Here is a 17,377-nt window from a genome sequence, read left to right on the forward strand (position 1 = left end):
CTTGGTAAGGTTCTTCGCGTTGCGTCGAATTAAGCAACATGCTCCGCCGCTTGTGCGGGCCCCCGTCAATTCCTTTGAGTTTTAGCCTTGCGGCCGTACTCCCCAGGCGGGGCGCTTAATGCGTTAGCTACGGCGCGGAATCCGTGGAAGGACCCCACACCTAGCGCCCAACGTTTACGGCGTGGACTACCAGGGTATCTAATCCTGTTCGCTCCCCACGCTTTCGCTCCTCAGCGTCAGTACAGGCCCAGAGAACCGCCTTCGCCACCGGTGTTCCTCCCGATATCTGCGCATTTCACCGCTACACCGGGAATTCCATTCTCCCCTACCTGCCTCTAGTCTGCCCGTATCCACCGCAGACCCACGGTTAAGCCGTGGGCTTTCACGACAGACGCGACAAACCGCCTACGAGCTCTTTACGCCCAATGATTCCGGACAACGCTTGCGCCCTACGTATTACCGCGGCTGCTGGCACGTAGTTAGCCGGCGCTTCTTCTGCAGGTACCGTCACTTGCGCTTCGTCCCTGCTGAAAGAGGTTTACAACCCGAAGGCCGTCATCCCTCACGCGGCGTCGCTGCGTCAGGCTTCCGCCCATTGCGCAATATTCCCCACTGCTGCCTCCCGTAGGAGTCTGGGCCGTGTCTCAGTCCCAGTGTGACCGGTCGCCCTCTCAGGCCGGTTACCCGTCGTCGCCTTGGTAGGCCGTTACCCCACCAACAAGCTGATAGGCCGCGAGCCCATCCCTGACCGATAAATCTTTCCACCATCATCACATGAGAGAGATGGTCGCATCCGGTATTAGACCTGGTTTCCCGGGCTTATCCCAGAGTCAGGGGCAGGTTGCTCACGTGTTACTCACCCGTTCGCCGCTCGAGTACCCCCGAAGGGGCCTTTCCGCTCGACTTGCATGTGTTAAGCACGCCGCCAGCGTTCGTCCTGAGCCAGGATCAAACTCTCCATTAAGGTCCATACGACCCTCCGGGGGCGAACCCGAAGAGCCAAACCTTGGAAACAATCCCGGCAATGCATCCATTGGATGCCTGCCTCAAAGAAATCCCCACCCTGCACCTTCCGAAGAAGGAATCAGAGCCACGGGGCGATCCGGCCTGCCGGCCGAATCGATAAAGGCACTGGCTTTTAACACGCTGTTGAGTTCTCAAGAAACGGACACCCACCGCGCTCGACCCGCTCTCGCCGGTCTCGCTCCGGGGCAACCCTTCTACTCTATCCGATCCGCCCTGTTTGTCAACCTCTGGGCGGTTCGGCCCTCCATGTCCCGTTTCGGGCAGGCAGAACCGCGCCTGATCCGGTCTCTGGAGGTTCCCCTCGGGGCCGGCCACCGTCTCCGGTGTCCCGCTCCCCTGTGGGGCGTGTAGAACATTAGGACGCCCCGAGGGAAGCGTCAAATCAGCCCTGGATCATGCGAAACACCAGGTCATGCAGGGTTTTCGGCATCCAGGGGCCGGTTGTCGTGACCGCACTGTGACGTTTGTTGCCAGAACTTTTGGGCAGCCGTGAAGAACGCCCGCCCGGAGGGACCTCCGGACGGGCGTTCAGCTGGGCGTTCAGGACGCGGTCACCTCGACGCCGCCCACGTTGCGCTTGCCTCGGCGCAGGACGAGGTAGCGGCCGTGCAGGAGATCGCCGGAAGTCGGAACGGCGTCCTCCGCGTCGACCTTGGAGTTGTTGAGGTAGGCCCCGCCCTGGGCGATCGCGCGCCGTGCCTCGGACTTGCTCTTGCACAGACCGGACTCGACCAGGAGGTCCACGACCGTTGGCAGGGCCTCCTTGCCGACCTTCGCGGACGGGACTTCGGCGAGTGCCGCGCCGAGTGTGCGTTCGTCCAGCTCGTCGAGAGACCCCTGCCCGAACAGGGCACGGGAGGCCGCGACGACGCGGGCGGTCTCGTCCGCGCCGTGGACGAGCGTGGTCATCTCCTCCGCGAGCGCGCGCTGGGGCGCACGGGCGGCGGGACGTTCGACGCCCTGCTTGACGAGGTCCTCGATCTCCTCGCGAGTGCGGAAGCTGAAGACCTTGAGGTACTTCTCCACGTCACGGTCGTCCGCGTTGAACCAGAACTGGTAGAACGCGTACGGCGAGGTCAGGTCGGGGTCGAGCCAGTAGGTCTCGCCTCCGGCGGTCTTGCCGAACTTCGAGCCGTCCGCCTTGGTGAGCAGCGGTGTGGTCAAGGCGTGCGCGGACCCGCCCTCGACGCGCCGGATCAGGTCGACTCCGGCGGTGAGGTTGCCCCACTGGTCGCTGCCGCCGGTCTGCAGCCGGCAGCCGTGGCGCCGGTACAGCTCGAGGAAGTCCATCGACTGGAGCAGGACGTAGCTGAACTCGGTGTAGCTCATGCCGGTGCTGTCGAGGCGGGATTTCACCGTCTCGCGGGCCAGCATCCGGTTGACCGGGAAGTGCTTGCCGATGTCGCGCAGGAACTCGATGGCCGTCATGGGCCCGGTCCAGTCGAGGTTGCTGACCATCGTGGCGCCGGTGGGTCCCTCGTCGAAGTCGAGGAATCTCGACACCTGGCCGCGGATGCGCTCGACCCATCCGGCCACGGTCTCCTGCGAGTTCAGGACGCGTTCGGCGCTCTTGCCGCTGGGGTCGCCGATCAGGCCGGTGGCGCCGCCGACGAGGCCGATGGGCCGGTGTCCGGCCTTCTGGAACCGGCGGAGCGTGAGGATCTGGATCAGGTTGCCCAGGTGCAGGGACGGCGCGGTCGGGTCGAATCCGCAATAGAGCGTGACCGGCCCCGCGGCGAGCAGCGCTCGCAGATCGTCCAGATCGGTGGACTGCGCGATCAGATCGCGCCACGCGAGGTCGTCCAGGATGTCGGTCACGTTCTTCCTCGTCTCCTGTCTGTTCCCTGCCAGTCTGGCCCGGTGGGCACTTGTGACGCCAACGATATTCAACGTCCGCCGACGTAGTGGCGGGCGGGGACGAACACGCGGTGCCCTGAGGCGAAGGTCACCTGTATGCCCGTTTCGTCCCAGTGGACGGACTCGATTTCGGGCGGTTCGCCGCCGAACTCGACGCGGACGAAGTGGCCGTAGCCGAGCCCGGGGTCGCGGCCGGTGTAGAGCTCGTACGTGCGATGGCGGCCGAACAGCAGGCTGCTCTTCTCGATCACGCCGACGTAGTGCGCCGATCCGTCCTCGTACCGGACGGACGCGGGCTGCCGTTCGGCCTCGCCGATGACGTCGGTGCGGTGGAACGGCCCGTCGGCGATCAGCACGCCGAGCAGGACGGCGAACGCGAGCCACCCCGCGGCGGCGCCTCGGCGGCGCGGTCGTGGCTGCGGTGGCGGGGCGATCATCGCGGCGCGGGGGCCTTGCGGTTCCGCGGGACGTGCGCACGGTACTGGGAGACGTGGGGGTCGCCGTCGATCCAGAACCGCCACGGGACGTCCTTGGCGGCGGTCACGCCGGTGCGCGGTCCCCGCCGGACGGTCGCGGGGTCGACGGCGTCGCCCTCGTGGATCGTCAGTTCGCCGCCGGGTGTGCAGACGTCCAGGCCGTTCTGCCCGCGCGCGATGCCGAGGGCCTCGCAGAGGCGTGCGGGGCCGCGGGCGAGGTCCCGGACGGTCGAGCGGGGGCGGCGCGCGCGGGCGGTCTCCTCCCCCGCGATGATCTCGCCGGCCCGGACGAGCACGGCTGAGGACGTCCCGTCGGGTCCGCACACGAGGTTCATGCAGAAATGCATGCCGTAGGTGAAGTAGACGTAGGCGTGTCCGGGCGGGCCGAACATCACCTCGTTGCGCGGCGTCCGTCCGCGGTAGGCGTGCGAGGCGGGGTCGAGGGGGCCCGCGTACGCCTCGACCTCGGTCAGCCGCACCGCGACGTCGCCGCCGGGGGCGCGGTGCCGCAGGACTCGCCCGAGGAGTGCGGGCGCGATCTCGTCGACCGGGCCGCCGAAGAAGTCGCGTGGCAGGAGCGCCGCGTCCATCGCCTCACCGTGCTCGTAGGGGATCCGACGGTTCGCCAGCCTAGGGCGCCCGCGGGACCGTTCGGCGCCGCGCCGCGCGGCCCGAACGGTCCCGGTCTGCGGTGCGGTCAGGCGTCGCCGCCGGTCGCCCAGGCGGCGTGGTCGTTGACCTGGGCGCGCAGCGCGGCGATCTGCTCGCGGACGCGGTCGGGGGCGGTGCCGCCGTGCGCCTTGCGGGACGCGAGGGCGCCGGGGACGTTCAGGACTTCGCGGACGTCCGGCGTGAGGTGCGGCGACACCTTGACCAGCTCGTCGTCGGTGAGGTCGTCGAAGTCCTTGTCGTTGACCTGGCACCAGACGACGAGGTGGCCGACGACCTCGTGGGCGTCGCGGAACGCGACGCCGCGCCGGACGAGGAGTTCGGCGAGGTCGGTGGCGAGGGCGAAGCCGTCGGCGGCGGTGCCTTCGAGGCGTTCGGTGTTGACCCGCATGGTGGCGATGAGGCCGGACATGGCGGGCAGGACGAGCAGGAGGGTCTCGACGGCGTCGAAGGCGCCTTCCTTGTCTTCCTGGAGGTCGCGGTTGTAGGTGAGCGGGAGGCCCTTGAGGGTCGTCAGCAGGCCGACGAGGTGGCCGATGAGGCGTCCGGCCTTGCCGCGGGCGAGCTCGGCGACGTCGGGGTTCTTCTTCTGCGGCATGATCGACGACCCGGTGGCGTAGGTGTCGTCCATCTCGATCCAGCGGAACTCCTGCGACGCCCAGAGGCAGACCTCCTCGCCGAGGCGGGAGAGGTGGACGCCGACGAGGGCGGCGGCGAAGAGGAACTCGGCGACGAAGTCGCGGTCGGCGACGGCGTCCATGGAGTTGGGCGCGGCGGCGTCGAAGCCGAGTTCGGCGGCGGTGGCCTGCGGGTCGAGCGGCAGGGACGACCCGGCGAGGGCGCCGGAGCCGAGCGGGGACACCGAGGTGCGGCGGTCCCAGTCGCGGAGCCGGTCGATGTCGCGGGTGAGCGGCTGGACGTGCGCGAGGAGCTGGTGCGAGAACAGGACGGGCTGCGCGTGCTGCAGGTGCGTCATGCCGGGGGCGGCGACGCCGAGGTTGTGCTCGGCCTGGGCGATCAGCGCGGTCTCCAGCTCCACCAGGCGCGACACGATCTGGCGGGCGTGGTCGCGCAGGTAGAGGCGCAGGTCGGTGGCTACCTGGTCGTTGCGGCTGCGGCCGGCGCGGAGCTTGCCGCCGAGGGCGCCGAGGCGCTCCAGCAGGCCGCGTTCGAGGGCGGTGTGGACGTCCTCGTCGGCGACGGCGGGACGGAACTCGCCGGTGCGGCACGCCTCCTCGAGGTCGTCCAGGGCACCGATCATGCGCTCGAGCTCGTCGTCGGTGAGCAGTCCCGCCCGGTTGAGGACGCGGGCGTGTGCGCGCGAGCCCATCAGGTCGTAGGGGGCGAGCCGCCAGTCGAACTGGACGCTCACCGAGAGCCGGGCGAGCGCGTCCGACGGGCCGCCCTCGAACCGGCCGCCCCACAGCCGCGTCGGTGCCTTGGTCACGGAATTTCCTCTTCTTCCCACCATGTCGATTCGTTCGTCGGCCGTCCCGCCGTGCGGCGCCGGGTGGCGCGCGTGGCTCGGCGAGGGAGACGGCGTCCCCACAGCGTACGGGCTGGGGGCGCCGGTCCCGGTGCGCCGGTGGGACGGCCGGGTGTCGGGCGGGGCCGTCGGCCCCTAGCTTCGTCGTTCGCGGCCTTCGGTCAGCCGCAGGAGCGACTGGGCGACGTCGTCGCCGCCGTTCGGGTCGCGGGCGATGACGAGGATGGAGTCGTCGCCCGCGACGGTGCCGAGGATCGTGGACCATTCGGCGTGGTCGATGGCCGAGGCGAGGTACTGGGCGGCGCCGGGCGGGGTCCGCACGATGACGAGGTTGGCGGACGCCTCGGCGGACACCAGCAGTTCGGCGGCGAGCCGGGTGAGCCGTCCGGTGAAGGTCTCGGCGGTGCCGGTGCGGGCGCGCGGTATCCGCTGGCCGCCCTCGCCGGGGACGGCGTAGATGAGGCTGCCGTCGTCGCCGCGGAGCCGGACGGCGCCGATCTCGACGAGGTCGCGGGAGAGGGTGGCCTGGGTGACCTCGACGCCCTCGTCGCCGAGGAGCTTGGCGAGCTCGCCCTGCGAGTGGACGGGGTGGCGGGTGAGCAGTTCGATCACCCGGGCGTGCCGGGCCGCCTTGGTCATCGGGGTGTTCACCCGGATCGCTCCAGGAGCCAGACGAGCAGGGCTTTCTGCGCGTGCAGGCGGTTCTCGGCCTCGTCCCAGACGCGGCTGCGGGGGCCGTCGAGGACGGACGCGGCGATCTCCTTGCCGCGGTAGGCGGGCAGGCAGTGCAGGACGATCGCGTCGGCGGCGGCGCGGGCGAGGAGGTCCTCGGTGACGGCGTAGGGCTCGTAGCGCGCGGTGTCCTTGCCGTCCTGGCCCATGGAGACCCAGGTGTCGGTGGCGAGGACGTCGGCGCCGTCGGCGGCGGCCGTTGGGTCGTCGGTGACGGTGACGGACCCGCCGGTGTCGGCGGCGATGTCGGCGGCCCGTTCGACGACGGCGGGGGCGGGCGGTTGGGACGCGGGGGCGGCGACGCGGACGTGCATGCCCGCGGTGGCGCAGCCGAGGAGGTAGGAGTGCGCCATGTTGTTGGCGCCGTCGCCGAAGTAGGCGAGGGTGCCGCCGGCGAGGTCGCCGCGGTGCTCGCGGACGGTCTGCAGGTCGGCGAGGATCTGGCAGGGGTGGAACTCGTCGGTGAGGGCGTTGACGACCGGGACGGTCGTGCCCGCGGCCATCTCGTCGATGCGTTCCTGCCCGGCGGTGCGCCACACGATGGCGGCGACCTGCCGTTCGAGGACGCGGGCGGTGTCGGCGATGGTCTCGCCGCGGCCGAGCTGGCTGGTGCCGGCGTCCATGACGAGCGGGTTGCCGCCGAGTTCGGCGATGCCGGCGGTGAACGAGAGCCGGGTGCGGGTGGACGGCTTGTCGAACAGCACCGCGACGGACCGCGGGCCGTCGAGGGGCCGGAACCCGAACCGGTCGGCCTTGACCCGGGCGGCCAGGTCGAGGACTTCGGCCTGCTCGGCCGGGGTGAGGTCGTCGTCGCGCAGAAAGTGCCTGGTCATGGCTCAATTCTCCTTCACGGCGGACTCGCCCGCGGCTTCGACGGCCGATCGGGCGGCGTCGAGGATCGCGGGCAGGGCGGCGGTGAACGTGCGGGCCTGCGCGGCGGTGAGGATCAGCGGCGGGGCGAGCCGCAGCGCGTCCGGCTGCAGCGCGTTGATCAGGAATCCGGCGTCGCGGGCGGCGGCCTCGACGGCCGGGGCGTGCGGGCCGGTGAGGACGATCGCGCGCCACAGGCCGCGGCCGCGGACGCCGGCGAGCAGCGGGTGGTCGAACGGCGGCGATCCCGGCGGCGAGTTCGGCGCCGACGGCGACGGCGTTGCCGAGGAGCCCGTCGCGGTCGATGGTGTCGAGGACGGCGAGCGCGGCGGCGGCGGCGACCGGGTTGCCGCCGAAGGTGCTGCCGTGGTCGCCCTTGGCGAGGATCTCGCCGTGCGGGCCGAAGGCGACGCACGCGCCGATCGGCAGGCCGCCGCCGAGGCCCTTGGCGAGGGTGATGACATCGGGCCGGGCGTTCTCGTGCTGGAACGCGAACCAGGTGCCGGTGCGGCCGATCGCGGACTGGATCTCGTCGGCGACGAACAGCGCGCCCGTCGCGTCGCAGATCTCGCGGGCGGCGGCGAAGTAGCCGTCCGGCGGGGGGACGACCCCGGCTTCGCCCTGGGTGGGCTCCAGGAAGACCGCGGCGCAGTCCTCGCCGACGGCGGCCTTGAGCGCGTCGGCGTCACCGTAGGGGACGAACCGGACGTCGCGGCCGAACGGGCCGAACGGCTCGCGGATGGCGGCCTTGCCGGTGAGGGAGAGCGCGCCGAGGGTCCGGCCGTGGAACCCGTTCTCGGTCGCGACGAAGTAGGACCGTCCGTTCGTCTTGCCGTACTTGATCGCGATCTTGAGGGCGCACTCGTTGGCCTCGGTGCCGCTGTTGGCGAGGAACACCCGGCCGGCCGGGCCGTCGTCGCCGCCGAGCAGGCCGCGCAGCCGCTCGGCGAGCAGCACCTCGGGCTCGTGCAGGAACAGGTTGGACGTGTGCGCGAGCGTCCGGGCCTGCGCCGTGACGGCCTCGACGAGCGCGGGGTGCGCGTGGCCGAGGGAGCTGACGGCGATACCGGCGATGAGGTCGAGGTATTCGCGGCCGTCGGCGTCGCGCACCGTGCAGCCCTCGCCGCTCGCGAGCGCGAGCGGCGGTACGCCGTAGTTCGGCATGAACGCGGTCTCGAACCGCTTCCTGAGGTCGTCGCCGCTCACGCGTTCTCCTCCTCGGCCGGTGCCTCGCCCGCGGGGCCGGGCAGCACCATCGTGCCGATCCCTTCGTCGGTGAAGATCTCCAGCAGGAGCGAGTGCGGGACCCGCCCGTCCAGTACGTGGGCCCGCGGGACGCCGCCGCGGACGGCGGTGAGGCAGGCTTCCATCTTCGGCACCATGCCCGCCGACAGGTCCGGCAGCAGCACGGCGAGCTCGTCGGCGGTCAGCCGGTCGATGACGTCGTCGCTGTCGGGCCAGTTCGCGTAGAGGCCCTCGACGTCGGTGAGGACGACGAGCTTGGCGGCGTCGACCGCGACGGCGATCGCGGCGGCGGCGGTGTCGGCGTTGACGTTGTAGACCTCGCCGTCGTCGCCGCGCGCGATGCTGGAGATGACCGGGATCCGGCCGTCGTCGAGCATCGCCCGCACCGCCCCGACCTGTACCTCGACGATCTCGCCGACCTGGCCGATGTCGACCGGTTCGCCGTCGACGACGGCGTGCTTGCGCTCGGCGGTGAGCAGGTTCGCGTCCTCCCCCGACATGCCGAGCGCGAACGGCCCGTGCCGGTTGATGAGCCCGACGACGTCGCGCTGCACCTGGCCGGTGAGGACCATCCGGACGACCTCCATGGCCTCCGGGGTGGTGACGCGCAGGCCCGCGGTGAAGGACGACTCGATGCCGTTGCGGTCGAGGGCGGCGTTGATCTGCGGGCCGCCGCCGTGCACGATGACCGGCTTGAGGCCCGCGTACCGCAGGAACACGACGTCCTCGGCGAAGGAGTGCCGCAGCGCCTCGTCGGTCATGGCGTGCCCGCCGTATTTGATCACGACTGTGCGGCCGTGGAACCGTTCGAGCCACGGCAGCGCCTTGATGAGCGTCTCGGCCTTCGACATGACGCCGGCCCGGTTCTGGCGCATCTCGGCGCCCGAGGTGATCGCGCTCATGTGGAGTACGCCGAGTTCTCGTGGACGTAGTCGGCCGTGAGGTCGGTCGTCCAGACGGTGGCGCTGTGCGGGCCCGCGGCGAGGTCGACGGTGATCGTCACGTCCCGGGGGCGCAGGTCGACCTTGTCGCGGTCGTCGCCGACGGCCCCGCCCCGGCACACCCACACGCCGTTGATCGCGACGTTGAGCTGGTCGGGTTCGAAGGCGGCGTCGGTGGTGCCGACGGCGGACAGGACCCGCCCCCAGTTGGGGTCCTCGCCGTGGATGGCGCACTTGAGCAGGTTGTTGCGGGCGATGGAGCGGCCGACGACGACGGCGTCGTCCTCGGCCGCGGCGCCGACGACCTCGATCGCGATGGCCTTGGATGCGCCCTCGGCGTCCACGAGGAGCTGCCGGGTGAGGTCGGCGCAGACCTCGGTGAGCAGCGCGGTGAACTCGTCCTCGGCGGGCGCGACCCCGGCGGCGCCGGACGCCAGCAGCAGGACGGCGTCGTTGGTGGACATGCAGCCGTCGGAGTCGAGCCGGTCGAGGGTGACGCCGGTGGCGGCGCGCAGCGCCCGGTCGAGGGCCGCGGCCGGCAGGTCGGCGTCGGTGGTGATCACGCAGAGCATGGTGGCGAGGGACGGGGCGAGCATTCCCGCGCCCTTGGCCATCGCGCCGATCATGTAGCCGCCGGCGCCCTGCCGGAAGGAGATCTTCGCGACGGTGTCGGTGGTGCGGATCGCGTCGGCCGCGGCGAGCCCGCCGTCGCCGCGCGACAGCTCGGCCGCGGCGGCGTCCACGCCGGGCAGCAGCGCGTCCATGGGGAGCCGCTCGCCGATGAGGCCGGTGGAGCAGACGGCGATCTCGCCGGCGGAGTCGCCGAGGGCGGCGGCGACCTTCTCGGCGGTGGCGTGCGTGTCCTGGAATCCGGCGGGGCCGGTGCAGGCGTTGGCGCCGCCGGAGTTCAGCACGACCGCGTGGACGCGGCCGCCCTTGAGGACCTGCTCGGACCACAGCACGGGCGCGGCCTTCACGCGGTTGCGGGTGAAGACGCCGGCCGCGGCGCGCGACGGCCCGTCGTTGACGACGAGGGCGAGGTCGCGGGTGCCGCTGTCCTTGAGCCCGGCGACGATTCCGGCGGCGCGGAAACCCTGGGGTGCGGTGACGCTCACGGGGACACTCCGATCGTGGTCAGCCCGAGTTCTTCCGGGAGGCCGAGGGCGAGGTTGGCGCTCTGCACGGCGCCTCCCGCGGTGCCCTTGGTGAGGTTGTCGATGGCGGCGACGGCGACGATGCGGCCCGCGTCCTCGTCGAGGGCGACCTGGACGAGCGCGGTGTTCGCGCCGAGGGTCATGGCGGTGGCGGGCCACCGCCCTTCGGGGAGGAGTTCGGCGAACGGTTCCGCCGCGTAGGCCGTCGCGTAGGCGTCCCGCAGCGTCGCGGCGGTGACGCCGGGACGGGCCTTGGCGGTGCAGGTGGCGAGGATGCCGCGGCTCATCGGCGCGAGCGTCGGGGTGAACGACACGGTGACGCGCTCCCCCGCGACGGCGCCGAGGTTCTGCACGATCTCGGGGGTGTGGCGGTGGGCGCCGCCGACGCCGTAGGGGCTCATCGAGCCCATGACCTCGCTGCCGAGCAGGTGCGGCTTGAGGGACCGGCCCGCGCCGGACGTGCCGGACGCGGCGACCACGACGACGTCGGGTTCGGCGATCCCGGCGGCGAACGCCGGGAGCAGCGCGAGGGTGACGGCCGTCGGGTAGCAGCCGGGGACGGCGATGCGGCGGGTGGCGCGCAGCGCGTCGCGCGCGCCGGGGAGTTCGGGGAGCCCGTAGGGCCAGGTGCCCGAATGGGGCGTCCCGTAGAATTTCTCCCACGCGGCCGGGTCGGTGAGGCGGAAGTCGGCACCGCAGTCGACGATGAGGACGTCGTCGCCGAGCCGTTCGGCGAGTTCGGCGGACTGTCCGTGCGGCAGCGCCAGGAAGACGACGTCGTGCCCGGCGAGGACGTCCGGGGTGGTCTCGGCCAGGACGCGCCCGGCCAGGGATCGCAGGTGGGGCTGGTGCGCGCCCAGTTCGGTGCCCGCGTTGGAGCCCGCGGTGAGCGCGCCGATCTCGAATTCGGCGTGTCCGTCGAGGATGCGCAGCAGCTCGCCGCCAGCGTAACCGCTGGCGCCGGCGACCGCCGTCCGGATTCCCATGTTCCACTCTGCCCTTCGGAAGCGACAAGCAAGAGTATGCATGGTGATGGATGAATATTCAAAACCGGGACCGTTCCGCCGGGCGGATGAGACCGACGCCACAACAAAGTACTTCGACCTCTAATGATTTGACATCTTAATTTCAGGTACCTCACAATCACCGCCATGGACACCGACAAGCTCGGGTTCGGGAACCTCGACGAACTCGGCCCACCGGAGCACTGGCCGGTCGGCCGGCTGTTCGCCGCGGCGGCGAAGCTGGCCGGCCCGGTGATGTGGAAGCTCGTCGAGAAGCACGGCGTCAGCCCCGCCGGGTTCTTCATGCTGCGCGTCCTGGCGAGCGAGGACGGGCTGCGCCCCGGCGAGCTCGCCAAGCGGCTCATGCAGGCGCCCGCCACCGTGACGTCGGTCGCCGACACCCTGGAGCGCAACGGGCTGCTGGAGCGCCGCAGGGACGAACGCGACCGCCGCGCCGTCCGGCTGCACGTCACCGAGGCCGGGCTCGCGCTCGTCGCCGAGACGGGGCACGCCATGGCCGGCGACCTGTGGGAGCTGTACGGCGTCGCCGACGAGGACGACGCACCCGCCGTGCGCCGCTACCTGATCACCCTGATCGACCGCTTCACCGATTTCTCCGAAGGAGGCCGCTGTTGACCGCGCATCCAGGCAGCGAACGGCAGCCCGACGGCGCCGCGGGCCGCGGCCCGGCCGTCCGTGCCGTCGACCTGCAGAAGACCTACCCGGCCTCCGGGCCGCGGCCCGAGGTGGCCGCCGTCCAGGGCATCGATCTGGACGTGCCGCGCGGCGAGTTCTTCGGGCTGCTCGGCCCGAACGGCGCCGGGAAGTCCACGACCATCGGCATGCTCACCACGCTCGTCGTCCCGACCGGCGGCAGCGCGTCGGTGTGCGGCCTGGACGTGGTGAAGGACGCCGTCGAGATCAAGCGGCGCATCGGCGTCGTGTCGCAGAACAACACCCTCGACAGCGACCTGACCGCCGCCGAGAACCTCGAGTTCCGCGGGCGGTTCTTCGGGCTGAGCGCCCGGGACGCCCGCCGCCGCGCCGACGAGCTGATCGAGCTTTTCGGGCTCGCCGAGCACCGCAAGGGCAACCCGTTCGAGATGTCGGGCGGGCAGGCCAAGCGCGTGATGATCTGCCGCGCGCTGATGCACGGGCCCGAGGTGCTGTTCCTGGACGAGCCGACGGCCGGGCTCGACCCGCAGACCCGCACCAACCTGTGGGACGTGCTGCGCGGCCTGCAGCAGGGCGGGCAGACGATCGTCCTCACCACGCACTACATGGAGGAGGCCGAGGCGCTCTGCGAGCGGGTCGCGGTCGTCGACCACGGCAAGGTCCTCGCGAGCGGGCAGGTGGACGAGCTGAAGCGCACCGCCGGCGCCGACACCGTCATCACTGTGACCTACGATGCCCCGGCGCCCAGCGAGATCAAGGCACTGGCCGACCGGGCCGCGATTACCAGGGTCGAGGTCGAAGGCGCCCAGGTGCGCGTGTTCGCAAGGGAACCTGACGATGTGCTCGGTGAGCTCGTCGCGGCAGGCGCCGCGGCTGGCGTCGGCATCACCGACGCCAGCCAGCTCCGTCCCAGCCTGGAGACGGTCTTCCTCTCCTTGACCGGAAGGGAGTACCGCGATTGACCACTCCCCCTGCCAAGACAGGGAGATTCAACCTTCGCAGGTTGAGCTTTCTGCTTCTCAGACGGCAACCGACCCGAATTAACGGCAAGGGACAGGGTGCTGCCCATCGGACTTACGCCAGCTCCACAGACCTCACATCCCGCCAGCCCGGCGGTAGGCACAGCCGCTACCGACCGCGCGATACCGAATCTAGCACTCTTCGTCTAGGACACGGAGGAATACGGTGACCGCACCGGTGCTCACACCGCCGCCCCCCGCACGGGCGACCGTCCCGCGCACGTTCGCCGCCATGATGGCGCGCGAAGTGCGGGTGATGCGCAAGAACCTGCTGTCGACGTTCGTCCGGGTGCTGATGCAGCCGGTCATGTTCGTCTTCGTGTTCGCCTACGTGCTGCCGAAGCTCGGCGGCGGGGCGATGGCCGGTTCGGGCGGCGCGACGTTCTCCACCATCCTGGTGCCGGGCCTGGTCGGCTCGTCCATCATCATGCAGGCGATGATGGCGGTGACCTTCCCGCTGATGATGGAGCTGAACTGGCAGAAGTCGATCACGACCGGGCGCTGGCGCCGGTCACGATCCCGCTGCTGGCGATCCAGAAGATCCTCGCGGCGGCGCTGCAGGGGCTGATCGGCGGGCTGCTGGTGTTCCCCGCGGTGCTGTTCATCCACGCCGACGGCGAGGCGCCCCAGGTGAACGTGGACAGCTGGCCCGTCCTGGTGCTGGTCATGGTCGCCGGGTCGCTGCTGGCCGCCTCGGGCGGCCTGCTGCTCGGCACGCTGATGAACCCGCAGAAGGTTCAGATGATGTTCTCGCTGATCCTGCTGCCGATGACCATGCTCGGCTGCGTCTACTACCCGTGGTCGGCGCTGGAGAGCATCCCGTGGCTGCAGTACCTCAGCCTGGTCAACCCGCTCGTCTACGTCAGCGAGGGCCTGCGCAGCACCCTGACGCCGGACCTCCCGCACATGCCCACGTGGGCGTTCCTGCTCGCGATCGTCGGCGGGACGATCGTCCTGACGTGGGCCGCGACCCGCACGTTCACCAAGCGCGTCCTGACGTAGCCGGGGGAAGGGGGCGGGGCCCGGGGGCGATGCTCCCGGGCCCCGCTTTCGCGGTCACTCCAGCGGGTCCGCCTCCTTCAGGCCGGTCGCGCGGTCCGTGCGCAGGAGGCGGGTCAGGCCGAGCGCCCGCAGGAACGGCATGTCGTGGCTGACCACGACGAGCGCGCCCCGGTACGCGGCGAGGGCCTGGACGAGCTGGCGGGCGCTGGCCATGTCGAGGTTGTTCGTCGGCTCGTCCAGCAGCAGCAGCCGCGGGGCGGGCTCGGCGAGCAGCAGCGAGGCCAGCACCGCGCGGAACCGCTCCCCGCCCGACAGGGTCCCCGCGGGGCGTTCGGCCCGCGCCCCCCGGAACAGGAACCGCGCCAGGCCCGAGCGGATCTCGGTGACCGACGCCGACGGGGCGTGCGCCCGCACGTTCTCGACGACGCTGAGGGCGTCGTCCAGCACGTCCAGGCGCTGCGGCAGGTACCGGACTCCATCCACGCCGATCTTGACGTTCGTCCCGTCCGGTGCGGGCCCGCCGGCGAGCGCGCGCAGGAGGGTCGTCTTGCCGGAGCCGTTCGGGCCGACGAGACCGATCCGTTCCGGGCCCCGGACGATCAGCTCGGTGAGCGTCGCGGGCTCCGGTTCGGGCGCGGACAGCCCGGTGACGGTCAGGACGGTCCGGCCCGCCGGGACGCGCGTGGCGGGCAGCTCGACGCGGATCTCGTCGTCCTCGCGGACGGCGTTCTCGGCCTCGTCCAGCCGGGTCCGGGCGTCGGCGAGCCGTTCCTCGTGCATGATGCGGTGCTTGCCGGCCGACTCCTGCGCGGCCCGCTTGCGCGCCCCCATCACGATCTTCGGCTCGCGCTTGGTCTCGTACATCTTGTCGCCGTACCGCTTGCGCCGCGCGAGCTTGACGTGCGCCTCCTCCAGCTCGCGCTTCTGGCGGCGCAGGTCGGTCTCGGCGGCGCGGACGGCGCGTTCGGCGGCCTCCTGCTCGACGGCGAGCAGGTCCTCGTAGGCGGACAGGTTGCCGCCGAACGAGCGGACGCCGCCGTCACGCAGGTCGGCGATGTCGTCGACCAGCTCCAGCAGCTCCCGGTCGTGGCTGACGACGACCAGCACGCCCTTCCAGGCCGCGACGGCGTCGTGGAGCCGGTGCCGCGCGTCCAGGTCGAGGTTGTTGGTCGGCTCGTCCAGCAGCAGCACGTCGGGTCGGGCGAGCAGGAGCGCGGCGAGGCCGACCATCATGGTCTCGCCGCCGGACAGGGTCGGGACGGGCCGGTCGAGACCGAGGTGCCCGAGGCCGAGCCGGTCCAGTTCGGCGCGGGCCCGTTCCTCGACGTCCCAGCCGTCGTCGCCGACGGCCGCGAAGTTCTCCTCGGTGGCCTCGCCGCGCTCGATGGCGTGCAGCGCGGCGCGCGTCCCGCTGACGCCGAGCAGGTCGCTGACGGTGGCGGCGCCGTCCAGGACGAGGGTCTGCGGCAGGTAGCCGATCTCGCCCTCGACGGTGACCGACCCCGCGCCGGGCCGCAGCTCCCCGGCGACGAGCTTCAGCAGAGTGGACTTCCCGGCCCCGTTGACGCCGATCAGCCCGGTCCGCCCGGTGCCGAACGTGGCGTCGAGGCCGTCCAGGACGGTCGTCCCGTCGGGCCAGGCGAAGGTCAGGCCGGTGCAGACGATGGCGTGAGACAAGAGGCGCTCCTCCGGTGGTGTCGTTCGGTGTGCATGACACGTGGAGACACCGCGGAGAACGCGCATCGCGCCTGCGGGCATGAGAAAAGCCCGGGACGAGGGTCCGCTGAGATCGCGTGCGCGCGGCTGCTGCCCGGAGACGGGCGCGGCCGATCGCGCGGTGCCTGCGACCTCAGATCCTCAATGGACTCCCCAACCGGGCGGCGATGTGACGCGGACCAGACTACCCGCCCCCTTATCGCAACACAAGTAGCATTAACGTTTTTTCCGATGGCGCCCTCCGCCCCGGCGCGGCATCCTGGTTCCGTGGAAGCCGCCGGCCCGGTGTTCGCCGGGCGCACCGCCGAACTGGCCGCGCTGCACGCCGCCGACGCGCGCGCCCGCGCCGGCGAAGCCGCCGCGGTGCTGATCGGCGCGGAGGCGGGCGGCGGCAAGACGCGGCTGGTCGCCGAGTTCGCCCGGAACCTGCACACGCTGACCGGCGGCTGCCTCGACCTCGGCGCGGTCTCCCCTACGCCCCGTTCACCGCGATCCTGCGGCGGCTCGGCCGCGACACGGTCACCGAGCTGATGCCGGCGGCCGCGCTGCCCGACCTGGCCCGGCTGCTGCCCGGCCTGAGCGACGCCCCGCCCCCGCCCGACGACGGGACCGGACGGCTGCGCCTGTTCGAGCACGTGCTGACGCTCGTCGAACGGCTCGGCGCCCGCGAACCGGTCGTCCTGGTGGTGGAGAACGCGCACTGGGCCGACCGGTCCACCCGCGACCTGCTCACCTTCCTGCTGCACAACCCGCCGCGCGGCCCCGTCCTGCCGATCGTCACCTTCCGTGCCGAGGAGCCGGACACCCGGCCCCTGTTCGCCGAGCTGGGCAGGCTCCCGCACGTCACGCGGCTGGACCTGCCGCCCCTCGCACCGGACGAGGTCGCCGACCAGCTGCGCGGCCTGCGCGGCGACGTCCGGTCCGGCCGAGGTCCGCGACGTGCACGCGCGCAGCGGCGGCAACCCGCTCTTCGTCGAGGCGCTGGCCCGCGATCCGGGGGCGGCCGTGCCCGGCTCCCTGCGCGACCTGCTGACGGCGCGGTTCGACCGCCTGCCCGCCCCCGGACGGGCGGTGCTGCACGCGGCGAGCGTCGCCGGGGACCGCGTCGGCCACGGCCTGCTGGCCGCCGTGACCGGGCTGCCCGACGCCGAGCTGAACGCGGCGCTGCGCCCGGCCGTCGAACACGGTCTGCTGGTCGCGGACGGCGACGGGTACGCCTTCCGGCAGGCGCTCGTGCGCGAGGCCGTCCTGCGGGACCTGCTGCCGGGCGAGCGCGCGGCCTGCACCGCCGCTACGCCGAGGCGATCGAGCGCGCCCCGGACCCGGCCGAGTCCCCGGCGAGCGCGCTGGCCGTCCACTGGGCGGCTGCGGCGACCACGCCGGCGCCTCGCCGCCGCGTGGCGGGCCTCCGGCGAGCGGCGCGCGGCCACCGCGTACGCCGAGGAACTGACGCTGCTGGAACGGGTCCTGGCGCTGTGGGCCCGCGTCCCGGACGCGAGTCCCTG

At 71.7% G+C, this 17,377-nt stretch carries 15 protein-coding genes, 3 pseudogenes and 1 other annotated feature; of the genes and pseudogenes, 7 read left to right on the forward strand and 11 right to left on the reverse strand.

Annotated elements, in window-relative coordinates; translation table 11 throughout:
• Positions 1-105 precede the first annotated feature (105 nt).
• Positions 106-956: a sequence feature (16S ribosomal RNA rRNA prediction is too short), on the reverse strand.
• A 610-nt stretch (positions 957-1,566) separates the two neighbouring features.
• The 10 genes and pseudogenes from tyrS to argC form a co-directional block, all read right to left on the reverse strand.
• Positions 1,567-2,844: a tyrosine--tRNA ligase gene (gene tyrS, locus BJF79_RS07490; protein ID WP_075895740.1), complete on the reverse strand. Its 1,278-nt coding sequence runs from the start codon at positions 2,842-2,844 to the stop codon at positions 1,567-1,569.
• Positions 2,845-2,912: 68 nt separating this feature from the next.
• A complete protein-coding gene (locus tag BJF79_RS07495; RefSeq protein WP_262401665.1) occupies positions 2,913-3,320 on the reverse strand; it encodes a hypothetical protein in 408 nt (135 codons plus the stop codon).
• Positions 3,317-3,949 (reverse strand): DNA-3-methyladenine glycosylase, encoded by a 633-nt coding sequence (locus BJF79_RS07500; protein ID WP_075895742.1) that lies wholly within the window; start codon positions 3,947-3,949, stop codon positions 3,317-3,319. Before BJF79_RS07500 ends, BJF79_RS07495 begins: the two co-directional genes overlap by 4 nt.
• Before the next feature lie 107 nt (positions 3,950-4,056).
• Positions 4,057-5,475 (reverse strand): argininosuccinate lyase, encoded by a 1,419-nt coding sequence (gene argH, locus BJF79_RS07505; RefSeq protein ID WP_262401666.1) that lies wholly within the window; start codon positions 5,473-5,475, stop codon positions 4,057-4,059.
• 174 nt (positions 5,476-5,649) lie between these two features.
• Entirely contained in the window at positions 5,650-6,153 is a 504-nt protein-coding gene (locus BJF79_RS07510) for an arginine repressor (RefSeq protein ID WP_083733235.1), read from the reverse strand.
• Positions 6,154-6,161: 8 nt separating this feature from the next.
• Positions 6,162-7,079: an ornithine carbamoyltransferase gene (argF, locus tag BJF79_RS07515; protein ID WP_075895748.1), complete on the reverse strand. Its 918-nt coding sequence runs from the start codon at positions 7,077-7,079 to the stop codon at positions 6,162-6,164.
• 3 nt (positions 7,080-7,082) lie between these two features.
• Positions 7,083-8,280 (reverse strand): annotated as a pseudogene (locus BJF79_RS07520) (acetylornithine transaminase).
• Between the two features lie 38 nt (positions 8,281-8,318).
• Positions 8,319-9,236, reverse strand: coding sequence for an acetylglutamate kinase (gene argB / locus BJF79_RS07525; RefSeq protein WP_075895764.1), 918 nt, complete (start codon positions 9,234-9,236; stop codon positions 8,319-8,321).
• Between the two features lie 23 nt (positions 9,237-9,259).
• Positions 9,260-10,417: a bifunctional glutamate N-acetyltransferase/amino-acid acetyltransferase ArgJ gene (gene argJ, locus BJF79_RS07530; protein ID WP_075895750.1), complete on the reverse strand. Its 1,158-nt coding sequence runs from the start codon at positions 10,415-10,417 to the stop codon at positions 9,260-9,262.
• On the reverse strand, positions 10,414-11,442 hold the full coding sequence (gene argC / locus BJF79_RS07535) for an N-acetyl-gamma-glutamyl-phosphate reductase (RefSeq protein ID WP_075895752.1): 1,029 nt from the start codon (positions 11,440-11,442) through the stop codon (positions 10,414-10,416). The genes argJ and argC overlap by 4 nt, the downstream gene beginning before the upstream one ends.
• A 165-nt stretch (positions 11,443-11,607) precedes the next feature.
• On the opposite strand from argC, the gene BJF79_RS07540 reads away from it, so the two are divergent.
• The 4 genes from BJF79_RS07540 (at position 11,608) to BJF79_RS58820 (ending at position 14,156) form a co-directional block, all read left to right on the forward strand.
• Positions 11,608-12,096, forward strand: coding sequence for a MarR family winged helix-turn-helix transcriptional regulator (locus BJF79_RS07540; protein ID WP_075895754.1), 489 nt, complete (start codon positions 11,608-11,610; stop codon positions 12,094-12,096).
• Positions 12,093-13,097 (forward strand): ABC transporter ATP-binding protein, encoded by a 1,005-nt coding sequence (locus BJF79_RS07545; RefSeq protein ID WP_075895756.1) that lies wholly within the window; start codon positions 12,093-12,095, stop codon positions 13,095-13,097. The genes BJF79_RS07540 and BJF79_RS07545 overlap by 4 nt, the downstream gene beginning before the upstream one ends.
• A 223-nt stretch (positions 13,098-13,320) precedes the next feature.
• Entirely contained in the window at positions 13,321-13,722 is a 402-nt protein-coding gene (locus BJF79_RS58815; RefSeq protein ID WP_262401667.1) for a hypothetical protein, read from the forward strand.
• Positions 13,722-14,156: an ABC transporter permease gene (locus BJF79_RS58820; RefSeq protein WP_262401669.1), complete on the forward strand. Its 435-nt coding sequence runs from the start codon at positions 13,722-13,724 to the stop codon at positions 14,154-14,156. The genes BJF79_RS58815 and BJF79_RS58820 overlap by 1 nt, the downstream gene beginning before the upstream one ends.
• 54 nt (positions 14,157-14,210) lie before the next feature.
• Here BJF79_RS58820 and BJF79_RS07555 read toward each other — a convergent pair whose 3' ends face one another.
• Positions 14,211-15,833: an ABC-F family ATP-binding cassette domain-containing protein gene (locus BJF79_RS07555; protein ID WP_075895758.1), complete on the reverse strand. Its 1,623-nt coding sequence runs from the start codon at positions 15,831-15,833 to the stop codon at positions 14,211-14,213.
• 306 nt (positions 15,834-16,139) lie between these two features.
• On the opposite strand from BJF79_RS07555, the gene BJF79_RS58825 reads away from it, so the two are divergent.
• From BJF79_RS58825 to BJF79_RS58830, 3 genes and pseudogenes are all read left to right on the forward strand, one after another.
• Positions 16,140-16,403 (forward strand): AAA family ATPase, encoded by a 264-nt coding sequence (locus tag BJF79_RS58825; protein ID WP_262401668.1) that lies wholly within the window; start codon positions 16,140-16,142, stop codon positions 16,401-16,403.
• A pseudogene (locus BJF79_RS66600) lies at positions 16,367-16,582 on the forward strand (hypothetical protein); the annotation flags it as partial. The gene BJF79_RS58825 and the pseudogene BJF79_RS66600, both read left to right, overlap by 37 nt.
• 229 nt (positions 16,583-16,811) lie before the next feature.
• Positions 16,812-17,377 (forward strand): annotated as a pseudogene (locus BJF79_RS58830) (helix-turn-helix transcriptional regulator); the annotation flags it as partial.

It is taken from the genome of Actinomadura sp. CNU-125 (assembly GCF_001942465.1).
GTDB lineage: Bacteria > Actinomycetota > Actinomycetes > Streptosporangiales > Streptosporangiaceae > Spirillospora.

Coding starts and splice junctions, on each gene's coding strand:
- argF (WP_075895748.1), bottom strand. CDS start 7,079: ATGACCAGGCACTTTCTGCGCGACGACGACCTCACCCCGGCCGAGCAG.
- argB (WP_075895764.1), bottom strand. CDS start 9,236: ATGCGCCAGAACCGGGCCGGCGTCATGTCGAAGGCCGAGACGCTCATC.
- BJF79_RS07510 (WP_083733235.1), bottom strand. CDS start 6,153: ATGACCAAGGCGGCCCGGCACGCCCGGGTGATCGAACTGCTCACCCGC.
- BJF79_RS07540 (WP_075895754.1), top strand. CDS start 11,608: ATGGACACCGACAAGCTCGGGTTCGGGAACCTCGACGAACTCGGCCCA.
- argC (WP_075895752.1), bottom strand. CDS start 11,442: ATGGGAATCCGGACGGCGGTCGCCGGCGCCAGCGGTTACGCTGGCGGC.
- BJF79_RS07500 (WP_075895742.1), bottom strand. CDS start 3,949: ATGGACGCGGCGCTCCTGCCACGCGACTTCTTCGGCGGCCCGGTCGAC.
- BJF79_RS07495 (WP_262401665.1), bottom strand. CDS start 3,320: ATGATCGCCCCGCCACCGCAGCCACGACCGCGCCGCCGAGGCGCCGCC.